This is a genomic window from Trichococcus ilyis, from assembly GCF_900109135.1.
Taxonomy (GTDB): domain Bacteria; phylum Bacillota; class Bacilli; order Lactobacillales; family Aerococcaceae; genus Trichococcus; species Trichococcus ilyis.
The window spans coordinates 1-18,289 of the sequence record NZ_FNYT01000036.1; the positions used below are offsets into that span (position 1 = coordinate 1).

Genomic DNA, 18,289 nt, shown 5'->3' on the forward strand with positions numbered 1-18,289 from the left:
AGGGTTCATTAAAACCTTTATCCGAAGGATAGAACAATGGCTGCATCGCAGAATCAGACAACTTATTCTTAAACGATGGAAAAGCTCACGTACGAAGATTGACAGACTATCCAAGCTTGGTCTCGATAAAGATAGCGCAAAGCGCGTCGGATTCTCCAGAAAGAAACACTGGAGGCTCTCCAAAACGCCCGAAGTTCATCGGGCACTTACGACGAAAAGACTCCACCATTGGGGCTTAATTTCATTAAGCCTCCTGGCAGAGTCTGCTTACTCAAGGTACTGAACCGCCGTGTACGGAACCGTACGCACGGTGGTGTGAGAGGACGGTAGATGAACTAATCATCTACCTCCTACTCGATTTTGGAGTCTATTGCATCGCGAACAACCGAGAGATCCCGCGACTGTCGACTGGTCAGCGGTCGCAACCGTCACAATACCCGACACCAATCTATTTTAGGCACGAAATAAGAATGGGACCGGTTCATTTAACGCAATGAACAGACCCCTTTAAGAAGAGAAGGAACAGTCAGCCGCGGAGGTGATTGTTCCTTCTCTTTAATTATTTTCTGAAGATGCTTTCGACAGGGAATTGCCATTCCATTTTTTTAAAGAACAATCGCGGAGGCTGTCAGAATTTTTTTTCTTTTCTGTATGCTAAGGGTGTTATTCCTGTAACTTTTTTAAAAATTGCCTGAAAATAGCTTTGGTTCGAAAAAGCCAAAGATTCAGAAATATCTGAAAGGGACATGGATGTAAATGCAAGGAGCTTTTGGGCTTCTTGAATTTTTTTTTGATTGATAAAGTTTGGAAGATTGATTCCTGTGACTTTTTTGAATTTTGAGGATAGATATTCAGGAGAAAGGCCGACTTCTTCGGCAATCATCGTAACCGTAATTTTAGCGTGACAATTTTCCGTAATGTAATCGATACTCTTATTGATCACATCTTCACCCGTTTTAATAGCTTGTTCGTTTTTGACGCGCATACAGTAGTCTTTTACCATTGAAAGCGTCAAAGTGCTTAAACTATCTATATTCGTGCACAGCTCTAGTTGTTGCACATAGAATCGACCCAGTTTGTAACACGTGCCGGGATTCAGGCTGCCGGCAATAGCTGCCCTGAGTGCCAGAGAATTTAAGATTATGGATGAATTTTTGAAGTGCCTTAAAGAATCAGGCCCTAGTTTACCGAAATTGTAGGAAAAATCCGTCAGCATCTTATTTAGTTGATCAACCGCGCCAGTTTTAATTAAATATGAAATTTGCTCTTCATAGTTGGTGAGTGATTGATGGGAAGTTATTTCATTAAGATAAATTTCTTCTTCACCAAGATGAATCAATTGTTGCTGTGCTTTTTTCAGTATATTCTTTTCTTCAATTCCTTTTGTCAATAACTGTTGAGTCGATACGATTTCTTGGTTGAGCAGACAACTGGCTACACTGAGTGCGTTAAGGAATTTTCCCATCGGGACGATGGAGCAGGTTCTTAGATATTCCTGCAACTCTTTTTTTTGTTCTGGCGTCATCTTCGATTCGGTTCTGCTGATAATCCTTTCGATATCTTTATCAGAAATGACGCCTATAACACTTGGTCCGATAAACAACAATTTGTCATCATATTTGCTTCTTATATAACCAAAAATCAAGAAATTCTCAGTAATGAAATAATTTACGTTGGATTCAATTTTATTGAAAATCGTTAAATTAGGTGTGAGCAGATCGATGTTTACTAATATTGGTGAACTACAGTATATCTTTTCACTGTGGTCATAAACGGTATAAGGTACCTGATAGGTTTCCGCTTCCAATTCACAAAAATGCAGAAGCAATTCTAAATCCATATTTTTTTCCTCCGAAGATATATTTATCATTGGATTTTATAATAAATGTCCGAAAATAGCAAGAATGCGCTTTCTTGTTGTGATATTCTTTAATACATGTTGAGGGGTATTCACGATCACTTATACTTCCGAAAGGGGTATCATTCAGTCCTCATACTGAGAACCAATGAATTTACTAGAAAAAAGAGGGACCATTATGACAATTAGAGCAGTTCAACAATTTCAGTTGCGGCAAGAGCTTGGTACAGAAGCAAAAGCGAAAAAAGCATTGCAGGCTATGAAAGATGCAGGTTACGAAGGTATTGAGCTGAATGGCTTTATGATTCATAAAATGTCTTTTGGAGTGCGGATGTTGTGCAGAATGGCGGGGATGCCGATAGGATCCAGTGGGACGTTGGATTGGCATCGCTTGGTGTCTGAAATGGATTTGAAAGTAGTCAGCCTGCATGAATATTTGGATGGACTATTGAAGGAACCGCAGCCAATCATCGAAGAAGCAAAAGCATTTGGAACAAAAAATATCGTCATTACAGGTATGCGAAAGTTTGATTATTCCATTGAAGGAGAAGTACTGGCATTAGCCAAAAAACTGAATCGTGCTGGAGAAACAATAGCTGAATCAGGCTTGAATCTTTTATATCACAATCATAATTGTGAATTTCGCAGACTATCTACCGGCCAAACTGCCTTTGAACTTTTGATCGAAGCGACAGATCCACGCTACGTAAATTTTGAGTTTGACTCCTATTGGGCAACCGAAGCAGGATGCGATGTTCCCTGGTTGATGCATCAATTGGGGTCACGAATGAAACTCTATCACATCAATGATCGTGGCACAAGAATTGAAGGTCCCACAAATTCTATACTAAAATCGGACAGCATCGAGTTGGGGTATGGAAACATCAACTTAGTAAATCTGGTGGACATTGCCAAGAGTTATGGTGTTGAATCCATTATTTTGGAAAGTCATCAAAATTGGGCTGGAAAATCAGCCATCAAGTCGCTGCAACTCAGCGCGGAGTTTATGAATAAATACGTTTAGAAAAGGATGTGTTTGCAGTATGGAAGATTTAAAACAGTGTTTTATCAGCTCTACTGATAGGGAATATGTAGAGGGAAAGGTAAATTTGTTTCAGCAGAAAATTGTAGTTGAAAAAGAGGTCCTTTCAGCCAACTTGTATATTACCGCTTTAGGCATCTATGAAGCGGAACTGAATTCGGAAAAGGTTGGGGATCAGGTATTTGCTCCTGGCTACACTTACTATCCGAGAGACTTATCTTATCAGTCTTATACAGTGACTGATAAGATACACAGAGGTGAAAATACTCTGAAAGTATATTTAGGTCAAGGCTGGTATTCTGGGCGTTTTACGCATGAAAATAAAACGCAAATATATGGAGATCAAAGCGCCGTATCCTGGATTCTGGAAATCGAGTATGCGGATCATGAAATCGAAGCGTTCAAGTCGATTCAGGGTGTCACTGAGTTGCGTTCGCCTTATAAGTATGCCGGCTTCTACGACGGTGAAATATTCGATGCAGATGTGGCAGAAAAAGATGAGGTAATCGGACAAGCCATCAACTTTGAAGGCAAAGTCCCGGATCATTTATCAGAAACAATCAGCAAAGTAATCCTACAGGAGACGATGCCGGTTAAAGAAATCATTCGAACAGAACAGGCGACAATTTTGGATTTCGGACAAAATTTTGCGGGGGTAGTTGAAATAGATCCCAATCTTTTACCGGAAAACGCCATAGTAAAGCTTCGCCATGGTGAGATTCTGTTGGACGGAAACACTTTGTATACAGATAATTTGAGGGCCGCCAAAGCGGAAATCATTTATCAACGTGGATCTGCGTCAAAACTATACAGGCCACGCTTTACATATATGGGATTCCGCTATGTTGAACTGAGCGGGGTGGATTATGTCGAAGGTTTGATACAAGCGAAAGCCATTTATAACGACATGGAACGGACCGGCAAGTTCAGCTGTGACAATAAATTAGTTGAACGTCTCTATGAAAATCAACTTTGGGGGCAGAAATCCAATTATGTTGAAGTTCCAACCGACTGTCCACAACGTGACGAGCGGATGGGATACACCGGAGACGGACAAGCTTATGCATGGACTGGCAGCTACAACTTTGATACGGAGCGCTTCTTTGAAAAGTTTCTGAAAGATATTCGCTATAGTCAAATGGATAATTCAGAAGGCTATGTTGCTCCCACTGTGCCGGCTTCCGGGCCTGCCGGTGTCGGTTTTCTGAGTATGCTGGGTTGGGGGAATGCGGTTACGATAATCCCAGAGATGTTGTACTGGCAGTACGGAACCATGGATCACTTGATCCGGCAATACGAAAGCATCAAGAAATTTGTAGAATTGGAGATTCGTCAAATGGGCGAAAATCATCTTTGGTTGGGAGCGAATCTGGGTGATTGGCTGATGCCTGGTAAAGATATCCAATGGATGGCTATGAATAATGGACCCGTCTCCAACTCGTTCATAGTGAATGATCTGACAATTTTAAGCAAATTAGCCGGCAAGTTAAGGAAGCCTGAAGACGAAAAACTCTACACGGAACAATTAGAAAAAACGAGAAGTGCCTATATTGAAAAATATATCAGTTGCGACGGTGTTGTGGAAGGTGATTACCAAGGGGCGTACATCATGGCTTTGCGCTATGTTTTGCCTAAAGGCGATCTTTATGAAAAAGTGATGGCCAATTTTATTAAGGACGTCGAAAAAAATGGCTTGAACACGGGTTTCTTTGCAACCGAGTTTTTATTGCCGCTCCTCATAGAATCCGGCCGAACGAAATTAGCCTTCGATACTTTATTGGATGAAGCGTGTCCAGGCTGGATGTATCAAGTGCTTAACGGTGCAACAACCATTTGGGAACGCTGGGATGCGCTGAAAGAAGATGGAACGGTCAACGATACCAAAGTGGGTGATGCTGGAAATATGGTTTCCTTCAATCATTATGCCTTCGGTAGTGTCGGTGAATTTTACTATCAGTATATCTTAGGAATTAACCCGCTCCTTCCGGGTTATAAAAAAATTCGTTTGAAACCGTATACAGACCCACGCTTAGGGAAAGTAACTGGCTCCTACACAGCGCGGACAGGAACAATTAAGTCTGCATGGGAATATCAAGGGAATCAAATCACATTCAGCTTTGAGACCCCGGTCGCGGCAGTGATTGAACTTCCTGACGGCAGCAAGCATGAAGTTGAAAAAGGCATTCATACTTATCAGATCGAAAACAATTAAAATATTAATTCTGAGTAAGGGGATAAGGATAAATGGTAGACTTTGCAAGCGTAAAAGGAAAAGTTGTTATCGTCACTGGAGCGAGTAAAGGAATCGGACAAGCCATTGCGACCTGTTACGCTCAACATGGAATGAAGGTTGTATGTGCAAATCGAAATGCTGAACAGGGAACGAAAGCAGTGGAAACAATCAGAAATGCTGGCGGTGAAGCGGTATTTTGCCAAACAGATTGCAGCAGTAGTGAAGAGATTAAAGCGTTAGTGGCGTTTGCCGTCGAGCATTATGGACGCTTGGATGGCATAGTTAATGATGCTGGTATTGGTATGGGCGGGAGCCCCCTTCATGAATATTCTATTGAAGATGCCGACAAGATCCTGGATTTGAACCTAAAAGGCGTTTTTGCGGGTATGAAGTATGCAGCAGAGGCAATCTTCAAAAGCAAAGCGGAGAACGGCTTCATCATCAATGTTGCTTCGATCGCTGGCTTGATGCCTCAACGCGGACAGTCTCTTTATACAGCAACAAAGTTTGGCGTCGTGGGCATGACCAAATCAGCCTCTTTGGATTATGCACCTTATAATGTTACCGTCAATGCCATTTGTCCGGGATACACAGAAACACCGATTTTTGATGGTACGCCTGATCAGGCAAGGCAATATTTTATCAATGATTGCCCAAGCGGAAGGATGGGGCAACCGGAAGAATGTGCCTACTTAGCCTTGTTTTTGGCATCTGACATGGCTCGATATATAAACGGAGCTGCAATCCCGGTCGACGGTGCATTGTCTGCCGGAGCAAAAAATGTAAGCATGTGGAGACATCCAGAGATTATGGAATAAGTGTGAAGTTTATCAACGGAGGAGTCAGAATGAGAATACCGTATTTGAAAGAAGCAAATGGTAAAAAAGTGTTAAGTGTCCATGACAAGCCTTTCCTAGTGTTGGCGGGGGAAGTACATAATTCTGATTCATCATCGATTGAATACATGGAATCCGCTTGGGAAAAAGCGATCAGTCTGGGAATGAACAGTCTTTTATTGCCAGTAACATGGGAAAATATAGAGCCGGAAGAAGGAAACTTTGATTTTGATTTGGTCGATCAATTAATCGAGCAAGCCCGAAAGTACAACAAAAAAATAGTTTTTCTGTGGTTCGGTGCTTGGAAAAATGCACAATGCTATTATGCTCCAGCTTGGGTAAAGAAAGATGTCACACGGTTTAAGCGAGCGGAAGTAAAAAAAGGCCACAATTTTACAAATTTGGAGGATTTTTACGGAATGCCATACACAACCTTATCCTATCTTTGCGAAGAAACCAAGAAATCCGATGCCCGCGCTTACAAGGAACTGATGAAGCACATCAAAGACTTCGACGGAGAAGAAAATACTGTGATTATGGTGCAAGTGGAGAACGAGCCGGGATTGCAAGGTGCAGCGCGTGAAAATTCTGATCATGCTGATGAAATATTCAAATCTGAAGTACCTCAAGAATTTGTTGCATTCATGAAGTCCAATTCCGATTCCATGGCTGAAGACGTGAAGAAAGCAGTCAATTCTGGCGCAAACGAGGGGAACTGGACCGAGGTATTTGGTGAGGTTGCGGAGGAAGTCTTCAGTGCGTATCATGTGGCGACTTACATCAATTCAGTCGCATCGGAAGGAAAGAAAGAGTACGCATTGCCTTTGATAGCGAATTGTTGGCTTGACAAAGGTCAGAAACCTGGATTGTACCCGAGCGGCGGCCCCGTTTCAAGGATGATGGAAGTTTGGAAATTTTGTGCTCCCGAAATCGATGTAATCGCGCCAGATATTTATGTGCCTAACTTTATGGATGTTTGCGATGATTACATCAAATTGAATAATCCACTCTTCATTCCAGAAACGGTCACTCATGCCTATGCAGGACCTAGGCAGTTATATGTTGTAGGTCACTATCATGCTCTTGGTTATGCTCCTTTTGGGTTCGAGGGGATGGGCGAGGAATTCTCGGCAATCGATAGTTACTTGTTCGGAGTGGAAACAGCGGATCCTTTATTTGAAGTACCGCAAGACATCCAAGAATATCATTGGATCACGAAGACATTGGATGATTTGAGTCCGCTGTTGCTGACAAAATATGGCACTACGGATTTGCAGGCGGTCAGTTGTGAAAGAAAAGATGACGACATCATGCTGTTCGGCGAATATGGTATCAAGGTTATGACGGAATCACAAATGATTTCGAGACGGGACGGAGTTTGCTTAGCTCTTAAAATTGCTGAGGATGAATTTTATCTGATAGCAAATGGGTGTATTATCCATCCGTTCTCACTGAGCAAAGAAAAGCCGTATTCCGGAATTCTTTCGTTGGAAGAAGGAAGCTACGAAGATGGTGTATGGAAAGCGTACAGGCGTCTGAATGGGGATGAAGTTGCCATTATGCGTTACGAAAAGCCGACATTATTAAGAATGAAGTTATATTCATACAATTAGAATGAACAGAAGGATATCAAATATTTATGGAGATGGTGTCTATGTTGGTGAACAGCCACTAATTTTTTCTGTTAATCAGAAGATAATTCATTTTCATACAAAACGAGCCAAGAAATTATCGAACAAGGAGAGATGAAGATGCCAAGGTCAATCATTTGTAATCCACTAAATCTGGATTATAAATATCAGGAACTTTCTACAGGCGATATACAAAACGTAATATTTAGGGAGAGTGCAGATCCAACAGTCGTTCTTTTCAATAACAGTTATCTGTTGTTTTCATCCATGACTGGGGGGATTTGGTGGTCAGACGATTTAGTGACATGGGAATTTGTCGAAAGAAGTGAACTACCTATTTACGATTATGCGCCTGATGTGAGAGAGCTAAACGGGTATATTTACTTCAGCGCTTCCAGTAATTTAAATACTTGCTCTTTGTTTCGAAGTAAAGATCCAATCAATGAACCTTTCGAAGAGGTAACTGAATTATTCCCATTTTGGGATCCTCATCTATTCTGCGACGATGATGGGAGTGTTTATCTATATTGGGGATGTTCTAACAAAGAACCAATATATGGAATACAATTAGACAATGAATCTTTTCAGCCTGTTTCAGAAAAAATAAGCCTTATTAAAGCGGATACTGAGAATCATGGTTGGGAGAGGACCGGAGTGAATAACGACCCAAATTGGTTTGAGGATGAGTATTCAAAAATGGTTGCAGATCATGTTGGAACAGCCCCATTTATTGAGGGCGCATTCATGAATAAGTATGAAGGGAAATACTATCTACAGTATGCAGCCCCCGCAACTGAAAGAAATACATATGCAGATGGAGTCTATATTGGAGAAGGGCCGTTAGGGCCATTTACATATTGTAGTCATAGCCCTTTTTCATCAAAACCTGGCGGATTCATTACTGGTGCGGGTCATGGAAGTACGTTTAAAGATAAAGTTGGGAACTGGTGGCACGCCGCTACTATGAGAATAGGAATTAACCATACAATGGAGCGAAGAATCGGAATATTTCCTGCAGGATTTGACCAGGATGGAATATTGTTCTGTAACCAAAATTTTGCTGATTATCCTTTCGAAATCCCTTCTTATAAGAAAGATCCTCAATGTATAAATCCTAAATTCATGTTGCTCTCTCATAATAAGCCGGTTCATGCTTCTTCTGAAACGGATAATTTTCCAGCATTAAATGTTACAAATGAAGACATTCGTTCAATCTGGGTAGCGAACACTAATAATCCTGGTGAAAATGTTTATGTGGATTTAGGGGAATTGATGAAGGTTTCAGCAATCCAAGTTAATTTTTCTGATTTTCAAATTCCATTTGTCAAAAGGATTGAAAGTGAGTACTTCCGCAACCAACATTCAAAACGGTTCATCAATATGGATTCAGGAAACATCCGCTATTATTTGGAAGGGTCAACGAACTTGAAAGACTGGGAAATGATAGTGGATAAGAGTGAAACGGATCTGAGCTTATGTAATGACTTCATTCTTATGGATACGGAAAAGGAATTTCGATACATTCGCTTGACTTGCTTAAAAATGCCCTACAACCAGAAATTTTCCGTAAGTGACATACGTATTTTTGGAACTGGTAACGGTAAGTACCCCGAGGAAGTAAGTCCTACCCTAAGACTCGACGTTAATAACTCTATCATTATATCTTGGGAAAACCAAAGCAGTGCAGAGGGCTACAACGTTCGCTATGGTATCGAACCTGGTAAATTGTACAATAGTTGGTTAATATATGACCAATCATCTATCACATTAAATGGATTGAACAAAGGGCAAAAGTACTATGTTGCAGTGGATGCTTTTAACGAGAACGGTATTACATACGGAAAAGTGCATTCGGTAAATGAATGAAAAAAATATTTAATAAAGAGAAGGAGAAACTAATGCGTAGAGCTGTCTGTATCAATCAAAATTGGCAATTCAAAAAAGAGAATATGGAAGAGACAGTCACCCTTCCGCATACGTGGAACGCGAAGGATGGACAAGATGGAGGCAACGACTATTACAGAGGCGTTTGTGTGTATACGAAAATGATTCCTTACCCAAGCAATTTTAGGGATGAGGATGAGATATATCTTGAATTCAGAGGTGTTAACTCTTCAGCTGAAGTAAAAGTGAACGGCAAACTTTGTGGGAAACATGATGGTGGATACTCGACTTTCCGGGTTAATATTACAGATGCTCTCAAAAGAGATGGGAATCAGAATAAGATTGAAGTTTTGGTGGATAATTCAGCTAACATAGAAGTTTATCCCCAAAAAGCGGACTTCACCTTTTATGGCGGAATCTATAGAGATGTCTATCTGATCGGTGTTCCAAAAAATCATTTTGAAATGGACTACTTTGGGACTCCGGGCCTTCAGGTGACATCCGACATTCAAGGCAGAAATGCAAGCGTAAACATCAAAGCTTATACGCAGGGTGTATGCGATTATGTAAAATTCTCGATAGAAGGTGTGGGTTCGATTGACATCATTCCTGATGAAAAACAGGCTGAGGGAATCCTCACAATTCCTCAGGTTCATTTATGGAATGGCATCGAAGATCCCTATCTATACAATGTTAAAGCAGAAATGATGATTGATGGCGCTTGTGTCGATGAAATCTCAACAAAATTTGGGTGCCGAAGCTACGCTTTCGATCCAGAAAAAGGATTTTTCTTGAATGGGAATTCATACCCTCTGCATGGCGTATCGCGGCATCAGGATCGTAAAGGTGTCGGAAATGCCCTAACACAAGAGATGCATGATGAAGATATGACAATCATTCTTGATATGGGAGCAAATTCAATCAGATTAGCGCACTATCAGCACGATCAGTATTTTTATGATCTTTGTGATGAGAAAGGCATTATTGTTTGGGCGGAAATTCCGTATATTTCGGAACATGTTCCAGAAGCCAGAAAGAATACAATCAGTCAAATGACCGAGTTGATTGTTCAAAATTATAACCACCCATCAATCATTTGCTGGGCGCTATCCAATGAAATAACTGCTGCTGGCGTAAGCGAGGATATAGTAGATAACCACAGGGAATTGAACAATCTAGTTCATCGTTTGGATCCGTCAAGGGTAACGGTCATTGCAAATGTATTTATGTTGGAAACGGACCATCCTTTGGTTGAAGTTGCTGATATCATGTCATATAACCTATACTACGGATGGTATATCGGTGATTTAGAAGACAACGATCGCTTCTTTGATGAATTCCATGAAAAGTATCCGGAAAAAGTGATTGGCTTATCTGAATATGGCGCTGATGCAGTGTACAAGCTGCAATCAGCAAACCCGTATAAAGGTGATTATTCTGAGCAATATCAGAGCATCTATCATGAACACATGCTGGAAATGTTCTCGCAAAGACCATATCTGTGGTCCACCTATGCTTGGAACATGTTTGACTTTGGCGCTGACGGAAGGAATGAAGCTGACGATAACGGCGTTAATCATAAAGGCTTGGTGAGCTTTGACCGCAAAATCAAGAAGGATGCCTATTATATTTACAAAGCTTGGTGGTCCAAAGCAGCATTTCTTCATATCTGCGGTAGTCGTTATGTAGACCGTACTGAAGATAGAACAGAGATAAAGGTATACAGTAATCTGAATCGAATCTCCTTATATAAAGATGGAGTGTTCCTGGAAGAAAAAACCGGCGCTCATATTTTTACATTCGAAGCGGAAATTGATGATAAACACATTTTTGAAGCCAAATCTGGCGAGCTTTCAGAAAAAATCAGCATCTGCAGAGTTGATCAGGCCAATCCAGACTATTATCTGGAAAGTTCCATGATTCAGAACTGGTTTGAGGATGAAAACCTTGGTTTTATACCCGGATACTATTCCGTTCAGGATACTATGGCAGATATCAAAGAGCACCCCGAAGGTAAAATGCTGCTTGGCAGAATGATGGCAAAGGCTATTGAAGCCAGAGGTGATGTTGCCAAAAATGTACAACTTGGTCCTGAAATTGAAAAAATAATGGATCGGATGACCGTTCTTGAATTAGCGAAACAATCAGGAGGATCGGTTACGCAAGATATGGTAATAGATTTGAACAAGAAATTAATCAAAATCGGAAAAGCATAATGCCTGATGAAAGTGAGGAGAATTGACAATGATCAATGTTGAGCAGAAAGTAGAGTCAAATTTAGAAAAAGTAGGCCTCGGGAAATCTTTAGCATGGGCAAGTCGGTCGTTAGGTACAGCTTCCGTTTTTACAATTATTAGTTTTTTATCCATTTATTGTACGGATACCCTGGGTCTTCCTATTTCCCTGGTGGGGGGGATCCTGCTTGTCAGTAAAATATTTGATGGGGTGACCGATCTCATCGCGGGATACATTGTCGATAACACGCTAACGCGTTTCGGAAAAGGTAGACCTTATGAATTTGCGATTATCGGTATGTGGATTTCTACGGTGTTGCTGTTCAGCACGCCGGAATCATTCAGCTTACCCGTCAAAGCAGCATGGGTGTTTGTGATGTATATATTTGTCCAATCAATTTTCGGGACTTTGGGTGCAGCCTCGGAAACCCCATATATGATGCGCGCTTTTCCCAATACTCAAGCAATGGGTAAAGTGTCCAGTTTGGTAGCAATATTTTCCGCTATAGGTGGAATTGTGGTATCTGTACTATTTCCTGTGTTAATGGCAAGTATTGCAATTAATGGCGCTGGATGGACGCGCTTGTTGTTGATATTTGCGATTCCATTATCCCTGATAGGTTTTATGCGTTTCATTTTTGTAAAGGAAATTTATCCGCAAGTAGATGATGATAATCAAGAGCGTGTCAAAGTAGTGGACATGCTGAAAATGCTTAAAGAGAATGGATATGTTTGGGTCCTGGCTGTAATTTTTCTATTGAAAGGATTAGTTGCCAACCTCGGAATGGGAACATATTACTTTAAATATATTGTGGGTAATGTTGCGTTGCTAGGGATTTTGTCGATAGCTTCGCTGCTTGGAATTATTGTCATGATTCTTGTCCCTGCATTATTGAAAAAGTTTACAATTTCAGAAATTATCATTGGATGTACGCTTTTTGCAATTATTGGTTACATCCTCAATTGGTTTGCAAAAGATAATATAACCCTGTTGATTATTGGTGCCGCTTTCACGGCGCTGCCGATTATCCCAATCAGCAGTTTTCTGAATATGATGGCTATGGACGTAGCTGTATACAACGTCTATAAAGGCGGCAAATCCATGGAAGCCACGGTAGCTGCAATGCCAAATTTTTTGAATAAAATAGGCGGTGGTGTAGGTGCCGGCTTGATGGGAATCATTCTGGGAGCAATCGGTTATGATGGCGCCTTGGCCGATCAAAGTTCTGCTGTTTTAAATACTATACGCGCGGGCAATTCGTTGATTCCAGGCTTTATGTTTATGCTGTTGCTGTTAGCCATGATCAGATTCAATAAATTGGAAAAACAAATCCCTTTCATGAAAGAAGAAATTGCTAAAAGAGAAGCAGAAAAAGAAATGGAGCAGTCACGATAAAGTTGATTCAGCGGTATAAAACACAGAAAAAAGTTTGGGACTCCCAAACTTTTTTCTGTTTTATTACAATCCAGAATGACTATCGTAAAGATGTTTTTGAGAGAAGGAGTCATTATGATAATTAGACAAAATAAAAAAAGAGAAGCACTATCTATGGAATTTCCTGTCATCGGAGGAATTCTCTTGGTTTATACGGCGACTGTTTTCTTTCAAAGTGAGCAAAATTGGAATGTAAAATCTGTACTTAGTTTCTCATTACTGATTTCTTTGCATGCAGTAATGTACTTGTTTCGAGAACAAATTTTCAAAGAAAAGACAGCCTTATATCTTTTCCTGCAAGGAATAATCATATTTTCACTTTCTGTTGTCATTAAGGGAAATTATCAAGCTGCCTATCTGGGCTTGATTCCTATGATTATTGCCCAGAGCATCCAATTATGGAATGATATCCGGAAATCATTCTATTCTGCTTCCTACTTTTATCTTATCTATTGCGCAACAATCATCTTTAATAATGGATATACGGAGCTATTGCATTCAATTTCATTATTATTACTCATATCATTCTCAATATTAGTATACGGACATCTCTATTCAAATCAGGTCAGAGCATTTGAAAAAACGCAACGGTTACTTGTAGAACTTGAAACTGCCAATGACAAATTAGAAGAAATGGCAAGAGAGAGTGAGCGACAAAAAATAGCGAGGGATATTCATGACACTTTATTACAGGGAATGGCAGGTATCTTGATGAAAATGGAAGCTTTAGATATTCATCTTGCAAACGGCAATATGGAAAAAAGTCAAATGATCGCAAAAAAAATTGCAGATCATACACGTGAGTCACTGAAAGAATCCAGAGAGATTATTCAAGGGTTACGATTGCATCACGCAAACAGAAATGACCTAGGGGAAGCAATTGAAAGAGAAATAGAAATATTCAGGCGACAAGCTGCTGTTAAAATTAAACTCAATAAAACAGGAAGCAGCTATAGTTCTATCGTATTTGAAAAAAATATCGCATACATATTCAGAGAAATTCTTACGAATATCACCAAGCACGCAAAAGCTACTCAAGTTAACATTATTGTTTCATTGGAGTATGAGCAAGTAATCATTCGTGTGGAAGACAACGGGATTGGTTTTGACTATCAACACTTTCACAGCATATATGGACATTATGGGATTCTTGGTATGCAAGAAAGAGCAAAAGCAATTAATGGAAAGCTGATCATTGAAAGTGAAAAACAGTGCGGAACCTGTATAACTCTGATTGTCACGATATGAGGGGTGGAGAACATTGAGAACGAAACCCACTAAAATCTTATTAGTAGATGATCACACTATTGTCAGAGAAGGTCTTAGACTTATTTTTGATGCGGAAGAAGAATTTTCGGATATTGATGAAGCCAAAAATGGGAAAGAAGCGTTGGAAATGCTTGAGATCGTTCAGTACGACCTGATTCTTTTGGATATTCAAATGCCTGTCATGGGAGGGTTAGAATTTTTGGAAGAAAAAAGGAAACTAGGGTGTAATGTGCCGGTAATAGTTTTGACCATGTCAGATGATGCAGTCGTTATTCGGAAAACAATTGACTATGGCGTAAAAAGCTTCATCATAAAAGATTCTTCGCGAAAGGAAATGTTGGAAGTTATTAATAAAAGTCTGGAGAATAGAGCATTCTTTCCAAAGGAAATAACAGAATTGCTTGAAAGGGATGCGCATAAGCTGATCAATCCGGAGCACTCTTTAGGAACGGATTTGACTCAAAGAGAAAGGTTGATTTTGACTCATGTCGTCAGGGGTGAAATGAGCAAAGAAATAGCGATGGACATGGGCATCACCGAGCGAACTGTCAAGGCGCATTTGACAAATATTTACAGGAAGTTAGGCGTAAATTCCAGAACTGAAGCTGTTGCGATGGCTCTGGTTAAGAAAATAATAATCGTTTCAAATATGTGAAAACTTCCCAAAGGTACAATATCAACTTCATCTCAATGCTCTTATAATAAAATTAAGCAGAAGAGCAATACGATAAGGAGAGGCGATTTCATGGAAGTAAAAAATAAGGTAGTCGTGGTAACTGGTGGAGCAAATGGTGTGGGAAGGGAGTTGGTACTGACATTATTAAGCAAAGGAGCAAAGGTGGCAGCTGTTGATATCGACGAAATTGGACTGAGAGAAACATTTACAATTTCTGGAAAAAATCAAAAAATGTCCATACATATAACGGATATCGCTGAGCTTGAACAAGTGGAAGCTTTACTTCAGGATGTCCTGGTTGAGCATGGTCAAATAGATGTTCTCATAAATAATGCTGGTATCATTCAGCCTTTTCTTAATGTAGATGAAATCGGAAAAGAGAAGATTGATCAAATTATCAATGTGAATCTGCATGGGACTCTGAATATGGTTCGAGTTTTTTTACCTGAGCTAAAAAAACGACCTGAGGCTCATCTGACAAATATTTCGAGTATGGGAGGTTTTTTCCCGGTCCCTGGTCAAAGTATTTACGGTGCTTCCAAAGCGGCTGTAAAACTTTTGACGGAAGGGCTTTACGCCGAAATGGCGGGTACGAATATGGGTGTCTCTGTCGTAATCCCTGGTGGTATAGCAACTAATATAATGAAAAATTCAGATTTAGGAATCAATGTTGAGGATGTTAATGTAAAAACCACTAAATTTCTCTTAACGCCTAAAGAAGCGGCTAGACTGATTATTTCAAGTGTAGAAAAGAATAAGTTCCGCATGTTTATCGGGAAAGATGCCAAGCTTATGAATGTTTTGTATAAAGTTAGCCCTAAGTTGGCAATAAAGCTTATCGGAAAAGTATTGCGAGTGAACTAGAAAGGTAAAGAGGTGCAAGATGAAAGAGATATGTGTGATAACTGGCGGAGGCAGCGGTATGGGACTGGCAGCTGCTAAAGAGTTGGGTGACGAGTATCAAATTCTGATTACCGGCCGAACAATCGAGAAGTTGCAAGCAGCGGTGGAAGACTTGAAAATGAAGGGGATAGAAGCAGAAGGATTTCCTTGTGATGTCTCTGATCGCATAGCGGTTGAAAGATTAGCTGAATATGCGTCAAATATGGGGAATATCAAGGTAGTTATACATGCAGCGGGGCTGTCGCCAAATATGGGCTCTGCGGAAACAATCATGCGGATAAATGCTGTCGGAACCGTCAATGTTAATGAGGTTTTTTACGGAAAAGTAATCCAGAATGGCTGTATCATCAACGTCTCATCCATGTCGGGTCATCTCGTTCCAAAGATGGTCATGCCTTCAGAAAAGTATTCATTATCGACAACAAATATAGAATTATTTTTGAAGAAAATGATGAATAGGGTTTCCCTTTTTCCAAAGAAACATCAATCCGGGATTTCATACAGCATATCCAAAAATTTTGTGATTTGGTACGCTCAAATGCATGCGGAAAAATTTGCTGAAAGAGGAATCAGAGTATTCTCGATTTCGCCGGGGCTTTTTGAAACTCCTATGGCTGACGCAGAAAGAGAGCTAAGCCAAGGATTTGTAGAAAAATGTGCAATCAAACGCTACGGTAGGGTGGAAGAGATCGCTTATCTATTTAAAGTTTTATCAAATGAGAAAGCTGGCTATCTTACTGGCATCGATATTCTTTGCGATGGTGGATGCATTGCTTCAGGAACCAAGGGACTTCTTAAAGTATAAAGGAAATTTGATTATCTGAATCGGTCCCGAAATGACTCAATTAAGCGGAGTTGCTTCGGGGCTTTTTTTTTTGATATATTTGAATAGTATAATATTTCTTTGTAAAGAGAAAGAATGCGCTTTTTTATTATGATATTCTGTATTCATAAGGTGATGGATGATTAAAAGTGAAAGTTGTAAGAATAAAATTTACATTACAAGGAGCGAGTTAGATGACATTTTTACTGGGAACGGCAACAGCTGCCCATCAAGTGGAAGGAAATAATACGCACAGTGATTTTTGGATTCAGGAAAACATGGAACACACTATTTTTGTGGAACCCTCACTGGATGCTTGTGATCACTACAATCGCTTTGAAGAAGATATCCGATTAATGAAGGAAGCAGGTCTGAATGCTTACCGTTTTTCAATTGAGTGGGCGCGTATTGAACCTGAAATGGGCAAATTCGACGAGAATGAAATTGCTCATTATCGAAAGGTCTTAGAAAGTTGCCATGAGAACGGCATCGAGCCGATTGTTACCATGCATCATTTTTCGAGTCCAAAGTGGTTGATCACTGAAGGCGGTTGGGAATCTGAGCATACTGTCGCATATTTTAAGAATTATTGCCAATACGTTGCGGAGAATCTTGGCGAACTGTTCACGTATGTATGCACAATCAATGAAGCGAATATGGGAATCCAACTGGCAGCCATCATTAAGCGTATCAAAAAACAAATGGAATCCAATAATATACAAGTTGGGATAAATATGCCGGTGATGAAGGACTATGAGCTACAAATGAATGAGACTACGAGGGCCTTTGACTTGAGTACTGGTGAAAATGCACATACTTTCTTGTCACAAAGAACATCTTTTGGGGATGAATTGATTATGCGGGCTCATGAAGCGGCACGGGATGCCATGAGAGCGGTTTGTCCTCATCTAAAAGTCGGTCTTTCACTCAGTCTGCATGATTTGCAAGCTGCTGATGATACGCCAGAAACGATTAAAAATGTGGAAAAAGAATGGCAAGAAGAATTTTTACACTATACGCCATACATCGAAAAAGATGATTTCTTGGGGATCCAAAATTATACGCGGGAGATTATCGGAGTGGATGGCATTCAAAAAGCGCCAGAAAATGCTGAATTGACTCAAATGAATTATGAGTATTATCCGGAAGCGTTGGAAAATGTCATACGTAAAGTTGCCGAATCATTTAAAGGGGAATTACTGGTAACGGAAAATGGAATCGGAACTGCTGACGATGAGCGTCGCGTTCAATTTATTGAAACGGCACTTGCCGGAGTCAAAAATTGTATCGCTGATGGTATTCCTGTGCATGGTTATATGCACTGGAGTTTATTGGACAATTTTGAATGGCAGAAAGGCTACTCAATGACGTTCGGTTTGATTGCAGTGGATAGACAAACGCAAAAGCGGTATCCAAAACGAAGCCTTTCAGTGTTGGGCAGCTATGCCGACAAGTTCGCATGAAG

The 18,289-nt window shown here is 40.3% G+C and carries 13 protein-coding genes; 12 read left to right on the plus strand and 1 reads right to left on the minus strand.

Annotation, left to right across the window (positions count from 1 at the left end; all coding sequences use genetic code 11):
- Positions 1-628 precede the first annotated feature (628 nt).
- Complete coding sequence (locus BMX58_RS13000) at positions 629-1,840, minus strand: helix-turn-helix transcriptional regulator (RefSeq protein ID WP_068621608.1); 1,212 nt, start codon at positions 1,838-1,840, stop codon at positions 629-631.
- 196 nt (positions 1,841-2,036) lie between these two features.
- Between BMX58_RS13000 and BMX58_RS13005 the strand changes: the two genes are divergently transcribed.
- The 12 genes from BMX58_RS13005 (at position 2,037) to BMX58_RS13060 (ending at position 18,287) form a co-directional block, all read left to right on the plus strand.
- A complete protein-coding gene (locus BMX58_RS13005) occupies positions 2,037-2,882 on the plus strand; it encodes a sugar phosphate isomerase/epimerase family protein (protein WP_068621605.1) in 846 nt (281 codons plus the stop codon).
- 19 nt (positions 2,883-2,901) lie between these two features.
- The gene (locus tag BMX58_RS13010; protein WP_068621603.1) at positions 2,902-5,112 is read left to right on the plus strand and encodes an alpha-L-rhamnosidase; all 2,211 of its coding nucleotides are present in this window, start codon (positions 2,902-2,904) and stop codon (positions 5,110-5,112) included.
- A gap of 32 nt (positions 5,113-5,144) precedes the next feature.
- Positions 5,145-5,951 (plus strand): SDR family NAD(P)-dependent oxidoreductase, encoded by an 807-nt coding sequence (locus BMX58_RS13015; RefSeq protein WP_068621600.1) that lies wholly within the window; start codon positions 5,145-5,147, stop codon positions 5,949-5,951.
- Between the two features lie 29 nt (positions 5,952-5,980).
- Positions 5,981-7,582, plus strand: coding sequence for a GH35 family beta-galactosidase (locus BMX58_RS13020; RefSeq protein WP_068621598.1), 1,602 nt, complete (start codon positions 5,981-5,983; stop codon positions 7,580-7,582).
- 138 nt (positions 7,583-7,720) lie between these two features.
- Positions 7,721-9,466, plus strand: coding sequence for a family 43 glycosylhydrolase (locus tag BMX58_RS13025; RefSeq protein WP_068621590.1), 1,746 nt, complete (start codon positions 7,721-7,723; stop codon positions 9,464-9,466).
- 32 nt (positions 9,467-9,498) lie between these two features.
- Positions 9,499-11,700: a glycoside hydrolase family 2 protein gene (locus tag BMX58_RS13030; protein ID WP_068621588.1), complete on the plus strand. Its 2,202-nt coding sequence runs from the start codon at positions 9,499-9,501 to the stop codon at positions 11,698-11,700.
- Positions 11,701-11,728: 28 nt separating this feature from the next.
- Positions 11,729-13,114 (plus strand): MFS transporter, encoded by a 1,386-nt coding sequence (locus tag BMX58_RS13035; protein WP_068621586.1) that lies wholly within the window; start codon positions 11,729-11,731, stop codon positions 13,112-13,114.
- Between the two features lie 114 nt (positions 13,115-13,228).
- On the plus strand, positions 13,229-14,401 hold the full coding sequence (locus tag BMX58_RS13040; protein WP_068621584.1) for a sensor histidine kinase: 1,173 nt from the start codon (positions 13,229-13,231) through the stop codon (positions 14,399-14,401).
- A 13-nt stretch (positions 14,402-14,414) separates the two neighbouring features.
- Positions 14,415-15,077: a response regulator gene (locus BMX58_RS13045; protein ID WP_068621581.1), complete on the plus strand. Its 663-nt coding sequence runs from the start codon at positions 14,415-14,417 to the stop codon at positions 15,075-15,077.
- A gap of 90 nt (positions 15,078-15,167) precedes the next feature.
- Entirely contained in the window at positions 15,168-15,962 is a 795-nt protein-coding gene (locus tag BMX58_RS13050) for an SDR family NAD(P)-dependent oxidoreductase (protein ID WP_068621579.1), read from the plus strand.
- Between the two features lie 19 nt (positions 15,963-15,981).
- Positions 15,982-16,806: an SDR family NAD(P)-dependent oxidoreductase gene (locus BMX58_RS13055; RefSeq protein ID WP_068621577.1), complete on the plus strand. Its 825-nt coding sequence runs from the start codon at positions 15,982-15,984 to the stop codon at positions 16,804-16,806.
- Positions 16,807-17,018: 212 nt separating this feature from the next.
- A complete protein-coding gene (locus tag BMX58_RS13060) occupies positions 17,019-18,287 on the plus strand; it encodes a glycoside hydrolase family 1 protein (protein WP_068621575.1) in 1,269 nt (422 codons plus the stop codon).
- The last annotated feature ends 2 nt before the right edge of the window (positions 18,288-18,289 follow it).

Coding starts and splice junctions, on each gene's coding strand:
- BMX58_RS13000 (WP_068621608.1), bottom strand. CDS start 1,840: ATGGATTTAGAATTGCTTCTGCATTTTTGTGAATTGGAAGCGGAAACC.
- BMX58_RS13005 (WP_068621605.1), top strand. CDS start 2,037: ATGACAATTAGAGCAGTTCAACAATTTCAGTTGCGGCAAGAGCTTGGT.
- BMX58_RS13010 (WP_068621603.1), top strand. CDS start 2,902: ATGGAAGATTTAAAACAGTGTTTTATCAGCTCTACTGATAGGGAATAT.
- BMX58_RS13015 (WP_068621600.1), top strand. CDS start 5,145: ATGGTAGACTTTGCAAGCGTAAAAGGAAAAGTTGTTATCGTCACTGGA.
- BMX58_RS13020 (WP_068621598.1), top strand. CDS start 5,981: ATGAGAATACCGTATTTGAAAGAAGCAAATGGTAAAAAAGTGTTAAGT.
- BMX58_RS13025 (WP_068621590.1), top strand. CDS start 7,721: ATGCCAAGGTCAATCATTTGTAATCCACTAAATCTGGATTATAAATAT.
- BMX58_RS13030 (WP_068621588.1), top strand. CDS start 9,499: ATGCGTAGAGCTGTCTGTATCAATCAAAATTGGCAATTCAAAAAAGAG.
- BMX58_RS13035 (WP_068621586.1), top strand. CDS start 11,729: ATGATCAATGTTGAGCAGAAAGTAGAGTCAAATTTAGAAAAAGTAGGC.
- BMX58_RS13040 (WP_068621584.1), top strand. CDS start 13,229: ATGATAATTAGACAAAATAAAAAAAGAGAAGCACTATCTATGGAATTT.
- BMX58_RS13050 (WP_068621579.1), top strand. CDS start 15,168: ATGGAAGTAAAAAATAAGGTAGTCGTGGTAACTGGTGGAGCAAATGGT.
- BMX58_RS13055 (WP_068621577.1), top strand. CDS start 15,982: ATGAAAGAGATATGTGTGATAACTGGCGGAGGCAGCGGTATGGGACTG.
- BMX58_RS13060 (WP_068621575.1), top strand. CDS start 17,019: ATGACATTTTTACTGGGAACGGCAACAGCTGCCCATCAAGTGGAAGGA.